Origin of the sequence: Mucilaginibacter sp. OK098 (assembly GCF_900142915.1) — a bacterium.
In the GTDB taxonomy this organism is placed as follows: Bacteria; Bacteroidota; Bacteroidia; order Sphingobacteriales; family Sphingobacteriaceae; genus Mucilaginibacter.
The window spans coordinates 716763-734239 of the sequence record NZ_FRCM01000001.1; the positions used below are offsets into that span (position 1 = coordinate 716763).

General features: G+C 40.1%; 19 protein-coding genes and 1 tRNA gene. 12 read left to right on the plus strand and 8 right to left on the minus strand.

The window, feature by feature from the left end; genetic code table 11:
• Positions 1-23: 23 nt before the first annotated feature.
• From BUE31_RS02915 to BUE31_RS02925, 3 genes are all read left to right on the plus strand, one after another.
• Positions 24-1769: a RagB/SusD family nutrient uptake outer membrane protein gene (locus BUE31_RS02915; protein ID WP_159440631.1), complete on the plus strand. Its 1746-nt coding sequence runs from the start codon at positions 24-26 to the stop codon at positions 1767-1769.
• Positions 1770-2033: 264 nt separating this feature from the next.
• Entirely contained in the window at positions 2034-2360 is a 327-nt protein-coding gene (locus BUE31_RS02920) for an MFS transporter (RefSeq protein ID WP_073400084.1), read from the plus strand.
• 196 nt (positions 2361-2556) lie between these two features.
• Complete coding sequence (locus tag BUE31_RS02925; protein WP_083619273.1) at positions 2557-4113, plus strand: alpha/beta hydrolase-fold protein; 1557 nt, start codon at positions 2557-2559, stop codon at positions 4111-4113.
• 534 nt (positions 4114-4647) lie between these two features.
• On the opposite strand, the gene BUE31_RS02930 is transcribed toward BUE31_RS02925, so the two are convergent.
• Positions 4648-4731, minus strand: a tRNA-Leu gene (locus BUE31_RS02930).
• Positions 4732-4763: 32 nt separating this feature from the next.
• Positions 4764-5288, minus strand: a complete 525-nt coding sequence (hscB, locus tag BUE31_RS02935; protein ID WP_073400088.1) for a Fe-S protein assembly co-chaperone HscB — start codon at positions 5286-5288, stop codon at positions 4764-4766.
• Positions 5289-5461: 173 nt separating this feature from the next.
• Between hscB and kdsA the strand changes: the two genes are divergently transcribed.
• From kdsA to BUE31_RS02955, 4 genes are all read left to right on the plus strand, one after another.
• Positions 5462-6238, plus strand: coding sequence for a 3-deoxy-8-phosphooctulonate synthase (gene kdsA, locus BUE31_RS02940; RefSeq protein WP_073400090.1), 777 nt, complete (start codon positions 5462-5464; stop codon positions 6236-6238).
• A 2-nt stretch (positions 6239-6240) separates the two neighbouring features.
• Positions 6241-7176, plus strand: a complete 936-nt coding sequence (locus BUE31_RS02945; protein WP_073400092.1) for a KpsF/GutQ family sugar-phosphate isomerase — start codon at positions 6241-6243, stop codon at positions 7174-7176.
• Positions 7177-7314: 138 nt separating this feature from the next.
• On the plus strand, positions 7315-8097 hold the full coding sequence (locus BUE31_RS02950) for a helical backbone metal receptor (RefSeq protein WP_073400093.1): 783 nt from the start codon (positions 7315-7317) through the stop codon (positions 8095-8097).
• Between the two features lie 44 nt (positions 8098-8141).
• Positions 8142-8582: a hypothetical protein gene (locus BUE31_RS02955; protein WP_073400094.1), complete on the plus strand. Its 441-nt coding sequence runs from the start codon at positions 8142-8144 to the stop codon at positions 8580-8582.
• A gap of 8 nt (positions 8583-8590) precedes the next feature.
• On the opposite strand, the gene BUE31_RS02960 is transcribed toward BUE31_RS02955, so the two are convergent.
• Complete coding sequence (locus BUE31_RS02960) at positions 8591-8938, minus strand: winged helix-turn-helix transcriptional regulator (protein ID WP_073400096.1); 348 nt, start codon at positions 8936-8938, stop codon at positions 8591-8593.
• Positions 8939-9036: 98 nt separating this feature from the next.
• Between BUE31_RS02960 and BUE31_RS02965 the strand changes: the two genes are divergently transcribed.
• The 4 genes from BUE31_RS02965 (at position 9037) to BUE31_RS02980 (ending at position 11553) form a co-directional block, all read left to right on the plus strand.
• Positions 9037-9426, plus strand: a complete 390-nt coding sequence (locus BUE31_RS02965; protein WP_073400098.1) for a carboxymuconolactone decarboxylase family protein — start codon at positions 9037-9039, stop codon at positions 9424-9426.
• A gap of 11 nt (positions 9427-9437) precedes the next feature.
• Positions 9438-10034, plus strand: a complete 597-nt coding sequence (locus BUE31_RS02970) for a short chain dehydrogenase (protein ID WP_073400100.1) — start codon at positions 9438-9440, stop codon at positions 10032-10034.
• Between the two features lie 137 nt (positions 10035-10171).
• Positions 10172-10762, plus strand: coding sequence for an SGNH/GDSL hydrolase family protein (locus tag BUE31_RS02975; protein ID WP_073400101.1), 591 nt, complete (start codon positions 10172-10174; stop codon positions 10760-10762).
• A 62-nt stretch (positions 10763-10824) separates the two neighbouring features.
• Entirely contained in the window at positions 10825-11553 is a 729-nt protein-coding gene (locus tag BUE31_RS02980) for an esterase family protein (RefSeq protein ID WP_073400103.1), read from the plus strand.
• A gap of 232 nt (positions 11554-11785) precedes the next feature.
• Here the strand turns inward: BUE31_RS02980 and BUE31_RS02985 are convergent, their stop codons facing one another.
• Positions 11786-12310: a DinB family protein gene (locus BUE31_RS02985; RefSeq protein WP_073401611.1), complete on the minus strand. Its 525-nt coding sequence runs from the start codon at positions 12308-12310 to the stop codon at positions 11786-11788.
• 235 nt (positions 12311-12545) lie between these two features.
• On the minus strand, positions 12546-13490 hold the full coding sequence (locus BUE31_RS02990; RefSeq protein ID WP_073400105.1) for a class I SAM-dependent methyltransferase: 945 nt from the start codon (positions 13488-13490) through the stop codon (positions 12546-12548).
• A 257-nt stretch (positions 13491-13747) separates the two neighbouring features.
• Between BUE31_RS02990 and BUE31_RS02995 the strand changes: the two genes are divergently transcribed.
• Entirely contained in the window at positions 13748-14164 is a 417-nt protein-coding gene (locus BUE31_RS02995) for a nuclear transport factor 2-like protein (protein ID WP_200801851.1), read from the plus strand.
• 186 nt (positions 14165-14350) lie between these two features.
• Here the strand turns inward: BUE31_RS02995 and BUE31_RS03000 are convergent, their stop codons facing one another.
• The 3 genes from BUE31_RS03000 to BUE31_RS03010 form a co-directional block, all read right to left on the minus strand.
• On the minus strand, positions 14351-15508 hold the full coding sequence (locus BUE31_RS03000) for a chromate transporter (RefSeq protein WP_073400107.1): 1158 nt from the start codon (positions 15506-15508) through the stop codon (positions 14351-14353).
• The gene (locus BUE31_RS03005) at positions 15508-16491 is read right to left on the minus strand and encodes a DUF1259 domain-containing protein (protein ID WP_083619279.1); all 984 of its coding nucleotides are present in this window, start codon (positions 16489-16491) and stop codon (positions 15508-15510) included. The genes BUE31_RS03000 and BUE31_RS03005 overlap by 1 nt, the downstream gene beginning before the upstream one ends.
• A gap of 63 nt (positions 16492-16554) precedes the next feature.
• Entirely contained in the window at positions 16555-17412 is an 858-nt protein-coding gene (locus BUE31_RS03010) for a chromate resistance protein ChrB domain-containing protein (RefSeq protein ID WP_073400109.1), read from the minus strand.
• Positions 17413-17477 lie beyond the last annotated feature (65 nt).

Consider the following 17477-nt stretch of genomic DNA (forward strand, 5'->3'; position numbering starts at 1 on the left):
CTATCGCTTCGTGTAAAAAGCTATTGGATAAAAAGCCATTAGATGCAATATCCGACGATGCCGTTTTTAACGACCCTACATTTCTTCAAAACTATGTGTATAATGTGTATAATGGCATAAAACCACCATGGAGCCCGGGAAGCGGTGGTTTTGAAACATTGACAGATGTCGCAGTTGATCAACCCGAAACACATGACAGAGCTGCGGGGGTTCGTGAATATTTGCAGGGAATTCTTTCTCCGGATAATGTTACAGATCTTACTAATATTTGGAATGAAGAATATGGCTATATCAGGAAAGCTAATATTTTCTTTGAAAAAACTGGCAATTCCGCTATTAGTCCTGATAAACTTAATCCAATGAAAGGAGAAGTACATTGTATACGGGCCTGGATGTATTTTGAATTGATGCGAACTTATGGAGGAGTGCCGATAATTACAAGCAGCTTTGCATTAAATGATAAGAGTTTTGATAAGCCCAGAAATACCTATGATGAATGCGCAAAATTTGTATTAGATGAATGCGACCAATCAATTAGTTTATTGGATGGCATTACACCTTCTCCCGGAAAAATTAGCAAAGCGGTTGCTCTGGCTTTGAAAGCCAGAATGTTGCTGTATATGGCAAGTCCGTTGAACAATCCTTCAAACGATAAATCAAAATGGCAGGCAGCTGAAGTAGCTACCAAAGCTGTAATTGATGCCGGATTTACCTTGCATCCTACGTTGGAAGACCTGTTTGTAAAACCAGTAAAAACGGATGAAATTATTTTTGGTAAATCTTTTACTCCCGGAAACAGGATACCCGATTGGGGCTATAATTACGATTATTGGCCTTGTGGGTTTGATGCCAGGCAACGGCTTGAGCCAACGCAGACATTAATTAATATGTTTCAACTTACAAATGGAAAATATCCTTACCAGGATGACGGCATAACCGTAAATTCTGCCTCAGGATATGACCCGCAAAATCCAAATGTTAATAGAGACCCACGATATTATACTGATATTATTTATCCTGGTTGTAAGCCAGTAACCATCAATGATGGAGCTAAGAGTACCGTAAGGACTTATGAATATTGGGAAGATGCAAATCCTAATCCTGATAATGCCGCTCCTTACTTAAACCCTAATAAGGTAGATCCTCTTAATGGGCAAGATCTATTTGATTTTGGCAGGGATTCCAAAACATACTGGGTAAAAGGGTTAACACCGTTTCACTGGAGAGTTGAAACAGGATATACTTTTAAAAAGCTAACTGATTTTAGTGGGCCTCGTGCCAGTTTTGATTATGACTACGCTCAAGTAGTTGCTTTCATGAGAGTATCAGAATTTTATTTAAACTATGCCGAAATCCAAATAGCTTTAGGTAATGAACCTTTGGCACGCCAGTATATTAATATGGTTAGGAAAAGGCCATCGGTTAATATGCCAGATATAACAAGCTCTGGTGCGGATTTGGTTAAAGATTATAGAAACGAAAGGGCTATAGAATTACTCCTGGAAGATTCACGTTTCTTTGATCTTATGCGTTGGAAGGCAGCGCCTGGACATGTGGACATTCCAGTTATGGGGCTAACCAAAGTGACTATGGACTGGACAGGCGCTCATCCAGGAGATTTATTAGGAAAGCTAGCATTTACTTTTGGCGTGATTCCTGAAGCTGAAGTAAGAACAGCATGGAAAGGGGATTATTATTACTTATTCCCTATTCCAAACGTTGAAATTAAAAAAAGCAATAACGCTATAAAACAAAACCCTGGTTACTGACACCTTGTATTTTTAAGGTATTGCTAATTTGACCAATTTCATTTATAGTTAAAGTCAATGGCAGGAGCCCTCCTGCCATTGACTTTTTAGGGTAACTGCCTGAGGGTTAATAAATCAGGATCTAGTTAAAATAACCACAAAATAAACTTGTTTGGGCTAGTAACGCCAGGATTGCTAATTCTTCTAAAGCATTGCGTGAAACCAATGATATGGAATCTAAGAACAGACTGGCAAAAGTTATTAAAGCATTTTTAAAATAACCCGATGAGCACGGCAACAATAAATACTCTAACAAAAAAGAGCAATACTTACCTGTACCTGGTTTGCCTGGTAGCAGCGCTTGGCGGCTTTTTATTCGGGTTTGATACAGCCGTAATTTCAGGCACGGTTAGCCTGGTAAAACACGATTTTAACCTTGATGCAAATTACGAAGGCTGGTTTGTAAGCTGCGCCTTACTTGGCTGTATTATAGGGGTAAGCATTTCTGGTAAATTAAGCGATAAATATGGCTGTAAAATAGTGCTTATCCTCTCCGCGGTTTTGTTTCTTGCTTCCGCATTTTATTGTGGTTTATCAAGGCAGATCTTTTGATAGTTAAATTATTGATTATTAAGAAGATAGTGATTGAACAAAACTTGAACAAACTTGAACAGGTTTTTGTCAGCACCGATTTTATATTTGTTACCAAAGCCCTTTGTTGAACTCCGGTTAAAACATTAAAAATAATAACGGAGGGTTGAACTGTTTTTAAGGCAGCTGATATTTTTACCAATAAACATTATCAATCATGATGAAAAATAAAATAATTCTTCTTCTCTCCACCGTGATCTGTGTATTACTGCTCTGCTATAAATCCCGGGCACAGGACACGTTGATCCGCCACGATACTCTTTATTCCAAGATACTGCAGGAAAAAAGACCTCTGCAGGTAATTTTTCCTGGCGATTACCTCCCCGGCTCATCGGAACAATATGAGATCATCTATGTGCTGGACGGTACCAGCACCTTTATACAAATGGAGTGGAACTTTTTGCAGGGGGAAGGATTTATCCCCAAAAATATGATCATGATCGGCGTGGAAGACACCTTTCATGGCGATGTGAATCTCCGCGACCGGGATTTCACTCCGACCCGTACCAACCCCGTTTCCGGCGGTGCTAAAAATTTCCTCGCTTTTTTTAAGGAGGAGCTGATGCCTTATATATCCGTCAAATACCATGCAAAGCCGGGAGGCCATACGCTTTATGGGGGATCATTAGGGGGGCTGTTTGTTATGTATGCTTTTTTAAACGAACCGATGCTTTTTACCTCTTATGTTGCCGTTGACCCAAGCCTGTGGTGGGACAACTTTTACATGCATAAACTTGCCGTAACGAAACTGGATAGTGTTAAAAATTTTCATAACACCCTGTGGATTGCCGGGCGTCAGGGTAACCCTTATCATTTCATGGGAACCTTCGGGATGGATTCCCTTCTCCAGGAGAAGACTCCGGTTGGGTTGGACTGGAAATGCACGGCTTATCCCAATGAAAGTCACTACTCCACCAATTTTAAAGGTTTTTATGAGGGGATGAAATATTCGTACGGCGGATTTTACGCCTCAACGGGGGGCTATAACACATCCAGAACTATTTTTATTAAGCCCCGCTATGGTCGGGTCATTAAGGATAAACCGTTTCAACTACTTTGCTTTAATTTAGTGCCTGAGCTTTACATACATTATACTGTTGATGGTTCAGCTCCGGTTCGTTCTTCCCCTAAACTGGCAGGGGAAATCACTCTGCTAAGTTTGAGCGACAATACTAAACTCCGGGTTAAATCTTTTGGTATGCGCGATGAATATAATAAGACGGACAGTGGATATTTCCTTACCGGGGAGATTTTACCAGCCATGGCGAGACCTAAAAATGTTCAGCCGGGTGGTTTACAATACACTTATTATGAAGGGGAATGGGACAAGTTGCCTGACCTTAAGAAATTAAGACCAACTCAAGCCGGGTTTGCCGGCAAAGACTTTGATGTCAACCATTTCGGCAAGCAAAAGAGTTTTGTTTGTGTGCTGGATGGACACCTGGAAATAACCAGGAATGGTTATCATATCTTTGAAATGGGGGATGGAAATGAGTACTCGAAAGTATTTATTGGGGATACTCAATTGCTCGGTGAACATTTTGTACCCGAAAACGGAGAATTTTATCTATTGCCTTTACAAAAAGGCTTTTACCCATTCCGGATCGTCTACGTCTACAAAAAGGGCGGCGGCGATCTGGTGCCGATTTATTTAAAGCCTGAAGGCATAGATGACTTTCCGATAGCTGGCAAAATGTTATATAGCCGCCATTAGATGGTCTTATAGGAAAAATGAAGTCATGGGGGTGCTAAATGCCTGTGTGGTGGACCACGATACGCCGCTCCATAGGACTTCTTGTACAATTAAACTCCAGACCTTTTCGATAAACACGTTTGACCATTAAATTTACCTCTTTTGCATAGTAGAGAATGTTCTGTTCTCAATGATGATGAAATACATAAGCTTGTAGAGAATTGTAGATTCTTTATGTGTTAATCTATATATTATTGATAACCCATTAGTTGGTAATAAGTATTACTTACTGGCAGAGTTTATATAAAATCCTTCATTTTAATTTTTAAAATAATTGATAAGTAGTTAGTTAATCTGAGAACCTTATATAACAAACTAAGGCATATCCTTTGCCCGAATAGCTCTTGTATAATGGAATAGAGAACATCAAATTTCATTAAAAAAAGATACTATCCCTCAAATCAAACAACTTCAAACAAAAAACCCTCTCTACTTAACCGTAAAGAGGGTTTTTAATTATTACAGTAAAGTTAGGTAGTACCTAAACTTTTCCTGTACCCAGAGCCGGGGTCGAACCGGCACGGCCTTGCGACCACAGGTGTTTGAGACCAGCGCGTCTACCGATTCCGCCATCTGGGCATTTTTTAAGACATGAACGGTGGATTAGTCGTTCAGAATCGGGATGCAAATGTATTCAAACTCTCTTTAATACGCAACAGATATTTTTGTCTAAAATAACAATCTGCTATTTTATTTAAACGGTCTTCCTTTGCGGTATCATCCAATTGCTCATAACCGGCAGTAAACCCTGCAATACTTTCGTCAATATCTCCCTCAATAGCAAGCACTTCTGCGGTGATGTGGCCAAGCTCATTGGCGTCGTCCACTTCCATCAGCCGCTCGTTAAGATCCATCATTTCCATTAAAAAATCTGAAGGAAGCTGTGGTTTTGCACCATCTTCCAACAAATTATGGGTACGTAAAATGTATTCGAGCCGCTTATAGGGGTCTGAAAGCGTTTGATGGGCCTTGTTATTTAGGGTGGAAAGCTCTAAGATCTCCTGTTGTTTTTCATCACTCTCGTTGGCATGAAAATCGGGGTGATATTTTTTGCTTAGCTCATAAAATTTCTTCTTTAGCAAAGCAACATCTGGTGTAAACGATTCAGGAATACCGTAAAACTCAAAGTAATTCATGGGGTAAAGTTAGTCCGAAAGTCCGGAAGTCGGAAAGTCCGGAAGCAGAAAAGGTGAATTTTATACGAATTTTACATCCGGCAGAACTAATTGCAGCGTCTTTCGGGACTTCCGGACTTTCCGACTTTCGGACTAAAAAAAAGAATTATCTTTGGCAATTATATTCCAAGTTTATGTTATTTGACCAAATGCGGCAGAAGCCGTTCTTTATACTGGGCCCATGCGTAATGGAAAACCAGGAGCTTTTATACACCGTGGCCGAAAAGGTTGCCGAAGCAGGGCAGAAGTATAATGTGCCTGTTGTTTTTAAATCATCGTTTGATAAGGCAAATCGTACCTCTATTCATTCATACCGCGGGCCGGGACTTGAAAAAGGTATGGAAATGCTGTTGAAAGTAAAGGAACGTTTTGGTTTGCCGCTTATAACTGACATTCATGAAAGCTACCAGGCCGCTATTGTAGGCGAGGTGGTTGACATACTACAGATCCCGGCGTTTTTATGCCGTCAAACTGATCTGCTGGTGGCTGCTGCTAAAACCGGGAAGATAGTTAATATAAAAAAAGCGCAATTTCTGTCGGGACAGGATATGTTTTACCCGGCTCAAAAGGTTATTGAGGCCGGCAATACACAGGTAATATTAACCGAGCGTGGCAACATGTATGGCTATAATAACCTGGCGGTTGATTTCAGGAATATTTATGATATGAAAAAAATCGGCCATCCGGTTTGCATGGATTGTACACATTCGGTACAGCGGCCGGGCGGCGCAGGTGGCAAAACCGGTGGCGACCGTACTTTTGTACCTATGATGGCCCTTGCGGCAAAAGCCTTTGGCGCTGACGGCTATTTTATGGAGATCCACCCAGACCCGGACAACGCGTTGAGCGATGGGCCTAACATGGTAAAATTACAGGATTTGGATAAAGTAATGGCGCCTCTTGTAAGTTAAGTATGAAAGATATTGCCAAAAGAGTTTTTGATACCGAGATAGCTTCACTGCAATTTGTTGCTGATTCCATTGATGACGAGTTTACCAGGGTGGTTGAGGCGATATTGAAAAACGCGGGTAAGCTTATTGTTATCGGCATTGGTAAATCGGGGATCATCGGGAAAAAGATAGCGGCTACTTTTGCCAGCACAGGCACGCCCAGCTTTTTTTTGCATCCTGGGGAGGCTTTTCATGGTGATTTAGGGATGGTGGGCACCGATGATATGGTGATCCTGATCTCGTACTCGGGGGAGACAGACGAGGTATTAAAGCTGATCCCTTTTTTGGAGTGGAATAAAAATACCATTATTGCTATAACGGGTAATCCTAAATCAACGGTTGCAAAAAACAGCCACTATCACCTTAATATTTGTATCAAGCAGGAGGCTTGTCCATTGGCGCTGGCGCCAACATCATCAACCACGGCCGCACTGGTTATGGGTGATGCACTGGCGGTTGCCTTGATGGAATCGCGCCAGTTTCAGCATGAAGATTTTGCACGTTTTCATCCTGGCGGCAGCCTTGGGCGTAAATTGCTGATAAGGGTTAAGGACCTGATGCGGACCGATAAATTACCTTTTATAACCGTTGATGCATCATTTACCGAGTTATTGCTCAAAATGTCAGAAGGACGTTTAGGGATGGTTATAGTAGGAGATGCCAATAATGTAAATGGAATAGTTACCGATGGCGACTTAAGGCGCGCCTTATTTAAAAACCCGGATACCGCGCAGCTTACCATTGAAGGCATGATGACCAAAACCCCTGTGTTTATTCATGAAGATGAGTTTATAAACCAGGCCGAGCAGTTAATGATAGAAAAAAAGATCACAACGGTACTGGTCGGATCATCAGATGATAGGTTTGTGAGCGGGGTTTATCAGATCTATAATAGTTGATTGAGTTGAGTGAGTTGGATTAGGTTGATTAAGTTGTTGCAAGGTTGGAACGTTTTAAAAAACTAAGATGTGCTATTTTTAACTCAATCTAACCCAATCCAACTTAATGAACTTAATCTAACTCAATCAATCCAAAAAATGCCTGTATTTTACGATCAGCTCAATAGGGGAGTAAACCTGCCATCGGTACCAAAAAGAATAATTTCAGTGGTGCCGTCGCAAACGGAATTGCTGTTTTATTTAGGGTTGGATGAGGAAATTATTGGCATAACCAAATTTTGTATCCATCCTGCTGATAAATTTAAATCGACCACAAAGATTGGCGGCACCAAACAGCTGGATATTGCCAAAATTATTTCTTTAAAACCCGACCTTATCATCGCCAATAAAGAAGAGAATGAACGCAGCCAGTTGGAAGAGCTGATGCAGCATTTCCCGGTTTGGATAAGCGATATAAGTGATCTTGACGGAGCGCTTCAAATGATAGCGGGGGTGGGCGCATTAGTTGGTAAGCACAAGGAAGCTTTAGCGCTTAATAATAACATCAGCCTCAAATTTAATGAGTTAAAACTTGCACCATTAGATCTGCATGTAGCCTATTTTATATGGCGAAAACCTTACATGGTTGCAGGGAAAAATACTTTTATTGATGATATGCTGCAAAAATGCGGGTTAGTAAATGCATTTGAAAAGGAAAGATATCCTGAAATTGATGCTTTATTATTGCGTGAAGCTAAACCGGATGTTATCCTGCTTTCATCAGAGCCTTATCCTTTTAAAGAAAAACACATAGTGGAGCTTAAAGCAATAATACCAAATGCAGTAATTAAGCTGGTTGATGGTGAAATGTTTTCATGGTATGGCAGCAGGTTATTGGATACACCTGCTTATTTTAATACTTTAATTAGTGAATTAATTTAGATTTACTAAATTTAGTAAGTAAATAAAGCGGTTTCCTTATTGCCATGAAAATATTAAAGATCACATTCAGTATACTTGTTGTATTTCTTTTTTCATCATGCCTTTCGGGGATTAAAAAAGGTGCAGATATTTCCAGGAATCATATTGATTATATCAAATCGCTTGGGATTTTACCAGGTGATGAACGAATTGTGCTTTTTGTTTCGCAGGGCAGAATGAAGGTATCAGGGAATTTTTTTACCGATAAAAGGATTGCTGCTTACTGGATTGACGGAAAGCATAAAGAAAACTCCTTTATTAAGTTTGCTTTTTATAAAGAAATAGATTCTATAGTTCCCCATTTAATAAAAGAGGCAAACCATTCTTCCTACCTGGAAGTTTATAAAAACAATGGCCAGAAGTTTAAAGTTTATGTTGATGCCAGTAGCGAGGAAACTCAATATTTTTTTGAAAAGGCAATTGCCGAATGGAAGAAAAATAAATAAAAAGTAGTTTATCTGGCTTCCATAACATACTCCCTGCTCCAACCCACTAAAAGGTCCATTATCCCGTTAAGTGCCCTGCCTTTTTCTGTTAAGGTATATTCAACCCTTGGTGGAACTTCCGGATAGGCTTTCCGGGTAATAACGCCATCAGCTTCCAGTTCTTTTAAATGCCTTGATAAAACCTTTAAGGCAATGCCCGGGATAGATTTATGCAACTCGCCGAACCGCCTTGACCCAGTCATCAAAATCCAGATAATGATAGGTTTCCACTTGCCCCCAATAACATTAACGGCTGCAGTTATGGGGCAGTCGCAGGCCTGTTCATATTTTTTTCCAATTATTTCTGTTTCTATCATGCTGATATTCAATAATTATTACTTTTCTGTCAATACTTGACAAAAAGGTAATTACTTGATAAAAGTAAAGTATTGATTTATGTTTGTCAAAAAAAGCTATGGAAAATCATAAAACAGAAACTTATCAAAAAGGCCTTGCGCTTCTAAATCAACTGCATGGCGGACAAGCAGGTGAACAATTGGTTAATAATTTGAAAGATATTTGTCCGGACTTTGTAGATATGACCATTGAGTGGGCCATGCAGGGGATAATGGCCCGTCCGGGGCTTGATCTGCTAACCCGCGAGTACTTGCTTATTGCATCATGCACCACGCTTGGCCATACCGTGCCGCAATTAAAAGCACATATTGACGCTGCGGTGAAACTTGGCGCTAGCAAACAACAAATTGTTGAAGTAATTTTACAGATGACCTTTTATGCAGGCGGAGCTGCTGTAAGCAATGCACTAGCCCATGCAAAGGAAGTATTTGAACAGCATAAAAATTAAACCCAATATAAATGAAAATAATCATCATCGGCGCAACAGGCACCATCGGAAAGCATATAACCAAGGCATTACAGAAAGACCATGAAGTAATAAAGGCAGGCTCAAAAAGCGGTGATTTGCAGGTTGATATTACCTCCCCGGATTCCATTGAGCGTTTTTTTGAACAAACCGGCAAATTTGACGCCCTGGTTAGCGCAACCGGAAGCGCACATTTTGGCCCTTTAAATACCATGAAGGATGCTGATTTCAGGAAAGGAATAGATAGTAAGCTGATGGGGCAGATCAATCTGGTTTTAATCGGTCAGCATCATATAAACCCTAAAGGATCATTTACTTTAACATCAGGCATATTGAGTGAAGACCCTATTGTGCTAGGGGCTAATTTAAGCGCGGTTAACGGGGCCATTAATGCTTTTGTTAAAGCCGCAGCGATTGAACTTGATAATAGTGTGCGGATCAATGCGATAAGTCCCGGAGTTTTTGAAGAATCGCCCGATTACTTCCCGTATTTTGCAGGTCATATCCCGGTTAAGATGGATAGGGTAGCGCAGGCGTATATCAAAAGTGTTTTAGGGGCCCTTACCGGAGAGGTTATTAAGGTTTTTTGAAAGGACTTAAACAAATTGCAACTTTTTTATATAGAATAAGCAAGAATATTTTAGGTTTGAGGTAGTTACCATTTAGAAATTAATGGTAATATGTTCCCTGGTCTTAGTTTAATTGTATAATCTTATAAAAAAGTTGAATGTATTGGTACGAAGAGGAGATTAAGCGTCTTGAAAAAGATTATACGAAAACAGCGAATGAAGTCGAAACGGTTTTTTATGGCAGCTCTTCAATTCGTTTATGGACAAGCCTTAATGAAGATTTTAAAGAGCTGAAACCTGTTAACCTGGGTTTTGGAGGTTCAACACTGGCGGCATGTGTATGGTTTTTTGAAAGGGTGATGATCCCTTATCACCCAAAAAGAATTATAATTTATGCCGGCGATAATGACTTAGGCGATGGGAGACACCCCGAAGAAGTTTTTATTTTTTTTCAGCAGCTGGTTGTAAAAATAAATAAACGCTTTGGCGACCTGCCTTGTTATTTTGTTTCATTGAAACCAAGTATTAGTCGCTGGCAAATGGTTGATCAATTTAAATACACCAATAATTTAATTGAAACGGAGATTATTACGCGTAACGATAATTGGCATTTTATTAATGTGTTTAAAGAAATGATTGATCCTGCAGGTCGTTTGAAAAAAGAATATTTTCTGAATGATGGTTTGCATTTAAGTGAAAATGGATACAAATTATGGAAAGAAATTATAAAGAAACATATTAACTATTAATTATTTGTTTATATTCAATTCACATAGTCTATAGATCTTTCCAACATGAACACTATGCCGAAATGAATAGAGAATATCATAAATGGTATAGTGCCAATTTACAGCGCGACATGGAGCTGTTAGTTTTTGGACACTCCGGCCGGGCGGTATTGTTTTTCCCAACCCGCATGGCCCGTTTTTATGACTACGAAAACTGGGGGATTGTAAGTGCCCTGCGGGACAAGATCTATAATGGTGAGTTGCAGCTATTTTGTGTAGACAGCATTGATGCAGAAAGTTTTTATAACCTGTGGGCAGATCCATCAACCCGTATTAATCGTCATTTGCAATATGAGCAGTATGTTTTGCATGAGGTATTGCCCTTTATGCGACTCAAAAACAGTGGAGATTTTTTTGAAGTTGCAGGTTGCAGCATGGGCGCATATCATGCGGTAAACCTTGCAATGAAATATCCCATACTCTTTAAAAAGGTGATATGTATGAGCGGGAGGTACGACCTTACCCGGCAGATAGCGGATTTCAAAGATCTTTTTGATGGCTATCATGATGAAAATGTTTATTTCAACATGCCCCAGCAATTTATTGCGAACCTTGATGCCCCCAATATTTTAGAGGCTATCCGTAATATTGAAATTATAATAGCAATAGGTGAAACCGACCCGTTTTTATCAAATAACCTTGAATTTAGCAATGTGCTTTGGAACAAGGGGGTGCCCAATCAATTATTCATCTGGGATAATTATGCCCACCGGCCCCGTTATTGGAAACAGATGGTTCAGCTTTATTTGTAACAGCGGATAATAAAAAAGAAGCTGTATCAAAAATCTTAAATCTAAAAAAAACACTCAAAATAATATTTGATCTCTGTGATCTTCGCGCCTTCTTTGTGCGCTCTGCGGTTTATTTTTAACCACAGAGCGCACAAAGTAAGCTCAGAGAAACACGGAGCTTTTATTATCCAAAATTTAATTTTGTTTAGTATCTTATGATTTTACTTTTGATACAGCCTTTTGTTGGAGATTTCTAATACCTGTCCCAAAAAGCAGGCGGCTCAATCCCTAACGACCGTAGGTAAACATAACCTTGTGCCCTGTGATGAATTTCGTTATCAATCCAGTAAAGAATGATATCAGATGTTACTCCTTCGTATGCGCCGAAAGCCAGCATCACCTCCTGGAAACGCTCTTGCGGGATCAGTGGCCAAAGCGTGTCGATCTTGTGCGTTACATCATCCCATAAATTTAAGATCTCTTCTTTTGTGCAGGCCATGGCAGTGCCAGAGTTTTTACTGATCTCGTCTACGGGCGTAGGTTCATCCTGGAAGAGTTCCTGGAGGCCGGCATCTGCAATGCCTATGATCTCCTTTAACATCATCCCAAAAGTTCGCATGCCGCCAATTGAATATTCAAATAGCTTATCTTCCGGGAAAGCTTCAATAACCTTTCTTGTTAACTTGCGGTGACCTTGCCAATGTTTTAATATGGCATCAGAAGAAGTAAATCCTTCAATCGCACTGTTTGTTTGTTGTTTGATTTGATTGTTTTCCATTGTTGTGTTAGTTTTAATTGTTTTCATAACAAAGAAAAGCAGGGGCAGTGACAACCCTATGTCAGTAGAGAGAAATATGTTTTGAGAAATAAAATGACCTAACAATAAAAAAGTCACCAACTATTTCAGTTAAGGCTTTGTGGGAAACCTGTGTGCTCCTTCAAAATATCTTCAAGATATTTTGAAGGTTGTTAAAGAAATATTGGCTTCAACATTGCGCCAAAATAACTAGATGCTATTTTTTAACCATCCAAAATGCACCTGGTTCACGTCCTGACTGTTTAGCAAAAATTGGGCACTTATCCGAAAACTCTTTATTATAATTATGTGCTAAATAATTCAAAGAACCTATTATTTTATATTTTTCGTTAAAGGTTAAAAACGCTTCCAATAAATATTGTTCATTCCATAAAACATGATTATAAACCCACTCATCCAGGTAGTCCTTAGGCATAAAAATATCATGTATATGAACAATAACACCAGGGTTTAAAATGGGCAAAATTTCCAGGTATTCAAAAAGCACATCACCTTGTGGCCTGATAATGTGTGAAGAATCAATAAATAATATATCATTGTGACCAAGAGTTTGAAAAAAAGATTTATTTACAGTTTCTACCCGCTTTCTAACCACTTCTACACCTAATTTCTCAAGCCCGGAAAATTCATAAGGCTCTATACAAGCATGATTGCATTGATAACTGGCGTCATCGATTTTATTTTGTGATATAGCATTTTGCGCCATAAATGTAGAGTGTCCGCTTCCTATTTCAATTACGCGTTTCGGTTTAAAATATCTAATAATATTGTATAAATATTCAGCATCACCTGATGCATATGAACTATTATTATAAAAGTATGTCAATTCTCCACTTTTCTCAAGTGGAAATTTATTTAACTCATCATTATAGTTGAATTTATCTAATAACTCTAACTGCTCTTCAGTATTAAAATCAATTCCTGGTAGTTCTCTATCACTTCTTAACGATTTTATCAGCTGTTTTTTAGGGTTTATTAAAGGCTGATAGTACTGATCATGAATAGGTAAAATACCTGTTGTCATAAAAATTTTCTCTTCAAAATACCCGATTCCGACTGATCGAATAAATTTTAACCATAAAGCTGAAAGAAAAGTAAAAGGCAGGCCAAGGTGTGATAAAAATTTAAAGGCTTTTTTCATAGAAACAAATATAAATTTATTCTCTAAAAATACTTAGAATCATTTAAGTACCTGATGTTAAACACATATATACCTGTTTATAATCTAATATTAAAGTTTCCTTGCTTTAATACTAGTTGTGCAAATCTGTTCAAAAGAGAAAACCCTCTTCAAATTGTTTTAAATTGGGCTTTCTTATTTTGTTTGGAACCTTGCAGGAGTTAGAACACCTTGAAGAAATTTTATTGCTCATCAAAATATACTTAACAAATAAAAACATGAACGAAAAGACCAAATCAACAGAGCGTTCCATGGAAGAAGAACAAATTCGTGAAGCCCTGGATGCGCACTGGCAGGCGTCGGCAGCCGGTGATGAAAACGTGGAACATGATATTTACGATGATGATGCCATTTGTGATTATCCACAGTCGGGCGAGAGAATCCTCGGACGAAGCAATTTACAGGCCTTGCGGAGTCATCATCCGGGTAAGCCGTCGGGTTTCAATATCAAACGAATTCTCGGAAAAGGTGATCTATGGATCACGGAATACACAATCACCTATCAGGAGCAACCAGCATACACAGTGAGTATTATGGAGTTTAGCTACGGTAAGGTGGTGCACGAGACACAGTATTTCGCAGATCCCTTTGTGGCGCCGGCCTGGCGAAGTCAATGGGTTCAGCAGATCGTGTGATGCAGTATTTAGCCTATGGCCGGTGTTTTCACTGCACCATTTTAAACTTAAAAACTCAGCCAAATTGACCGGGTTTGATTCGGTGCAGAACCTATGCATGAATTAGAATACATTGGATGTATTTTACTGATAATTAAGTCGATATATCGGTATGGAAAATGAAATTATTTTAGGTGCTTTTCGGGATTATAGAACTTTTATCAGGGCTCCGATGATAGCGGCAATTCCAATGATGTAAGGTTCTTGTAGTTTTTTGACATAGATAAGTGCCAGCACCGTGACTATACCAATTAATGCTGTAGGAATATCTATTATAGAACGCAACCCAATAATAATAACTGAGCCAACCAAGGCCCCGATAACTGATGCGGTAATACCCTCTACAAATGCTTTGATGCTGTTATTTTTAGCGATCTTTTTAAAGGATGGCGCTAAGGCCGTGGTAAACAAATAACAAGGCAGAAAAGTAGCTATTGCAGCGACAGCAGCGCCGGGAAAGCCCGCCACTAAATAACCGATAAAGCCAACGGTGATGACCACCGGCCCCGGCGTAATCATGGCCACTGCTACCGCATCCACAAACTGCTTTTCGTTCAGCCAGCCAAACTCCTTAACTACCCCGCCATGCAGGAAAGGCACAATAGCCAACCCGCTGCCGAATACAAATGCCCCGGCTTTTAAAAAGAACCAGCCGATCTCCTGCAAGGTCTTGCCGTTATAATTCCAGAAACCAACACTCAACAAAATTTCGGCAGGAACAATTGTTGGTTTTTTTATCCATTGAGGCGGTGCTTTGATCAACATATATAAAATACCACAAGACAGAAATAATAAAATTTCTTCTTTTTGGGTAATGACTGTGATGGCGATCCCAACGCTATAAAACAGCCATAACAACCATTTGGATTTCATAGCAGACAGTTTAAACTTACTGATGGATTTTACGGTCAGTTTGTAGGCACTCATCCCGATAATACCAATCACAGCGGCACCTACACCATAGAATACTGCCTGCATCCAGGCCAGCCCGCCGTAAAGCTGATAAGCCATCCCTAATAAGACCACCATGATAAAGGACGGCAATACAAAAGCCAGCCCCGCTAGTGTCGCACCGATCAGCCTATAATGTACAAAGCCGATATAAATACCCAATTGCGCGGCCAGAGGCCCCGGTGCGAGTTGCGCCAATGCCAAACCCTCTTTGTATTCTTCATCGGTCAGCCAGCCTTTATCTTCCACCAGGTCACGGTACATATAACCCACCAAAGCAACCGGCCCGCCAAAACCCCAGGCGCCGAGTTTCAGGAAATACATTACCAGGTCTTTGAGACGGTAACGTTCCATCACATTTTCATTTTGTTTATTGGCTCTTTGCCCAATACATCCAACGCAGCGCGGAAGCCCTGGGCTAAGTCAACTGCTTTTCCGCGTCCATAATAATGCAGAAAGATCATGTGAGGGTCATCGCCGAGCATGTGGTTGTGTACGGCCACTATCTCCAAGTTATGCGCCCTTAAAGTTTTGATCACGCTATTCACCTCGCTTTGCAGCATGGCAATATCACCCGCGATATGCGCATCGTCCTGCTTGCCTGCAAAAGATGCCCAAGTGTTTAACCCTATATTGGTAGTCATTTCCACACCCATTGTAATTACTTTCAGGTCAGCCCGGCCAATGGTGTATTTGTAGGTCGGGCCGTTTACTGTGCCTGTATATTTTACAATGGCATCGAGTGCGGGCAGATCAAAGTTTTCCTTTCCTGTAATTGCTGGCGGTGCAGATTGTGCAGGCTGGTTGGCTGGGAATATTTTGCTGTCGCGAATTGTGTCGGCATATTTCTTAGCTAATTCTTCAACGGTTCCCATACCATGAATGTGCATATAGAATATGCGTGGCTCTTCATAAAAGAAGTGGTTATGTATAGCGGCTATCTCCAAGCCGTTGGCGTGCGCTGCAGATATTAGCGGATTTACTTCTTCCATTAGCAATACATTATCGCTCATAGCCATCGCAGATTTGCCGTCCAAGGTCTTTTTGAACGAAACCCAACCACCAAAGCCAAAGGGTATAGGTACCGGCTCTCCTTTGATCTTCATTTTTAGATCGTTCCTGGGCAATGGTGTGGTATAAACAGATTCAGCATCTTTATAGCTACCTTTCTTGCCTAAAGCGGCGTCAATGGCGGCCATTTCATCAGCCGTTATAGCCGGAGTTTTGGCGATTAATAATGAAGCCGCCTGTAATTTTTGTAAGGGTAGTATTAGGGTAGTACCCAATACTACGGTTGCCTGCAAAGCTTGCCTGCGGGTGAATTTGTGTTTTTCCATAATGATAGTTTGCGTTAACGAAAGCAATACTACCCATATACAAATTCCTAAAATTGTATGGATTTAACTATTTGTATCCTTTTTACTTTTCAAGCTGTTTTTTTTATAAATCGACGGGTTTTGCCCGGTCTGTTTTTTAAAGATCCGGTTAAAGTGGCTTTGATCGGAAAATCCTGTGAGGTAGGCGATCTCCGTTAATGAGTAGGTAGTGCTATCTATCAGGTTGATAGCTTTTTCTATTCGTAGTTTGCGGATATAATCTCCAAAGGATAAATTTTCAAAGTATTTTGAAAACTCTCTTGAAAGATAAGCTGGGTTGATCTCGAGCTCACTCGATACTTGTTGCAGGCTCAAAGTAATGTTCGTATCTAATTGATCCTGGATCATCTCCTTGAGTTCTCTTGCCCATTCCGGCGCTTTTTTAGCGCTTCCCTGCTTCAAATACTTATGATAAACTTCTAATAGTAATTGTTCGACAGGGGCTTGTGTATGTTTTTGCTGATGCAGGTATTTTGCCCAGGTATAAAGCCCGTCGTAAACTTTCATACCCAATTCCAGCAGTTCGTGGTCATCCGGGATATTCTTTGATAGCCCTAAAAATATAGCTGATAAGCCTGAAGCCTGGGGTGCAAAATCATGACGGTCAGTGTCTGCCCCCCTGATAACAGCCGCCATCCTGTCAAGCGCAACGTCTTTGATATGGTGCTTTTTAAGAAAATAATCAAACGTGCATTGGTCTTCATAATGTGTGTATTCAACTCCCGGAAGATCAAATGGAACTGCATTTATTTCTGTTGCCTTTGTTATAACCTGGTCAAAAGGGACATAGATAATTTCGGCGTCGGCATCAATAAACCGTTTAATTAGCCAGGGACAAGCGATACGATCAATCTTCGGATGTTCACGGGTGATCCATTTCATTTTGTAAATATAAAGACACTTTGATATATCATTACTACGCTTAATGCAGGCTAATCCTGTCATCA

Coding starts and splice junctions, on each gene's coding strand:
- BUE31_RS02920 (WP_073400084.1), top strand. CDS start 2,034: ATGAGCACGGCAACAATAAATACTCTAACAAAAAAGAGCAATACTTAC.
- BUE31_RS02925 (WP_083619273.1), top strand. CDS start 2,557: ATGATGAAAAATAAAATAATTCTTCTTCTCTCCACCGTGATCTGTGTA.
- hscB (WP_073400088.1), bottom strand. CDS start 5,288: ATGAATTACTTTGAGTTTTACGGTATTCCTGAATCGTTTACACCAGAT.
- kdsA (WP_073400090.1), top strand. CDS start 5,462: ATGTTATTTGACCAAATGCGGCAGAAGCCGTTCTTTATACTGGGCCCA.
- BUE31_RS02945 (WP_073400092.1), top strand. CDS start 6,241: ATGAAAGATATTGCCAAAAGAGTTTTTGATACCGAGATAGCTTCACTG.
- BUE31_RS02950 (WP_073400093.1), top strand. CDS start 7,315: ATGCCTGTATTTTACGATCAGCTCAATAGGGGAGTAAACCTGCCATCG.
- BUE31_RS02955 (WP_073400094.1), top strand. CDS start 8,142: ATGAAAATATTAAAGATCACATTCAGTATACTTGTTGTATTTCTTTTT.
- BUE31_RS02960 (WP_073400096.1), bottom strand. CDS start 8,938: ATGATAGAAACAGAAATAATTGGAAAAAAATATGAACAGGCCTGCGAC.
- BUE31_RS02965 (WP_073400098.1), top strand. CDS start 9,037: ATGGAAAATCATAAAACAGAAACTTATCAAAAAGGCCTTGCGCTTCTA.
- BUE31_RS02970 (WP_073400100.1), top strand. CDS start 9,438: ATGAAAATAATCATCATCGGCGCAACAGGCACCATCGGAAAGCATATA.
- BUE31_RS02975 (WP_073400101.1), top strand. CDS start 10,172: ATGTATTGGTACGAAGAGGAGATTAAGCGTCTTGAAAAAGATTATACG.
- BUE31_RS02980 (WP_073400103.1), top strand. CDS start 10,825: ATGAATAGAGAATATCATAAATGGTATAGTGCCAATTTACAGCGCGAC.
- BUE31_RS02985 (WP_073401611.1), bottom strand. CDS start 12,310: ATGGAAAACAATCAAATCAAACAACAAACAAACAGTGCGATTGAAGGA.
- BUE31_RS02990 (WP_073400105.1), bottom strand. CDS start 13,490: ATGAAAAAAGCCTTTAAATTTTTATCACACCTTGGCCTGCCTTTTACT.
- BUE31_RS02995 (WP_200801851.1), top strand. CDS start 13,748: ATGAACGAAAAGACCAAATCAACAGAGCGTTCCATGGAAGAAGAACAA.
- BUE31_RS03000 (WP_073400107.1), bottom strand. CDS start 15,508: ATGGAACGTTACCGTCTCAAAGACCTGGTAATGTATTTCCTGAAACTC.
- BUE31_RS03005 (WP_083619279.1), bottom strand. CDS start 16,491: ATGGAAAAACACAAATTCACCCGCAGGCAAGCTTTGCAGGCAACCGTA.
- BUE31_RS03010 (WP_073400109.1), bottom strand. CDS start 17,412: ATGAAATGGATCACCCGTGAACATCCGAAGATTGATCGTATCGCTTGT.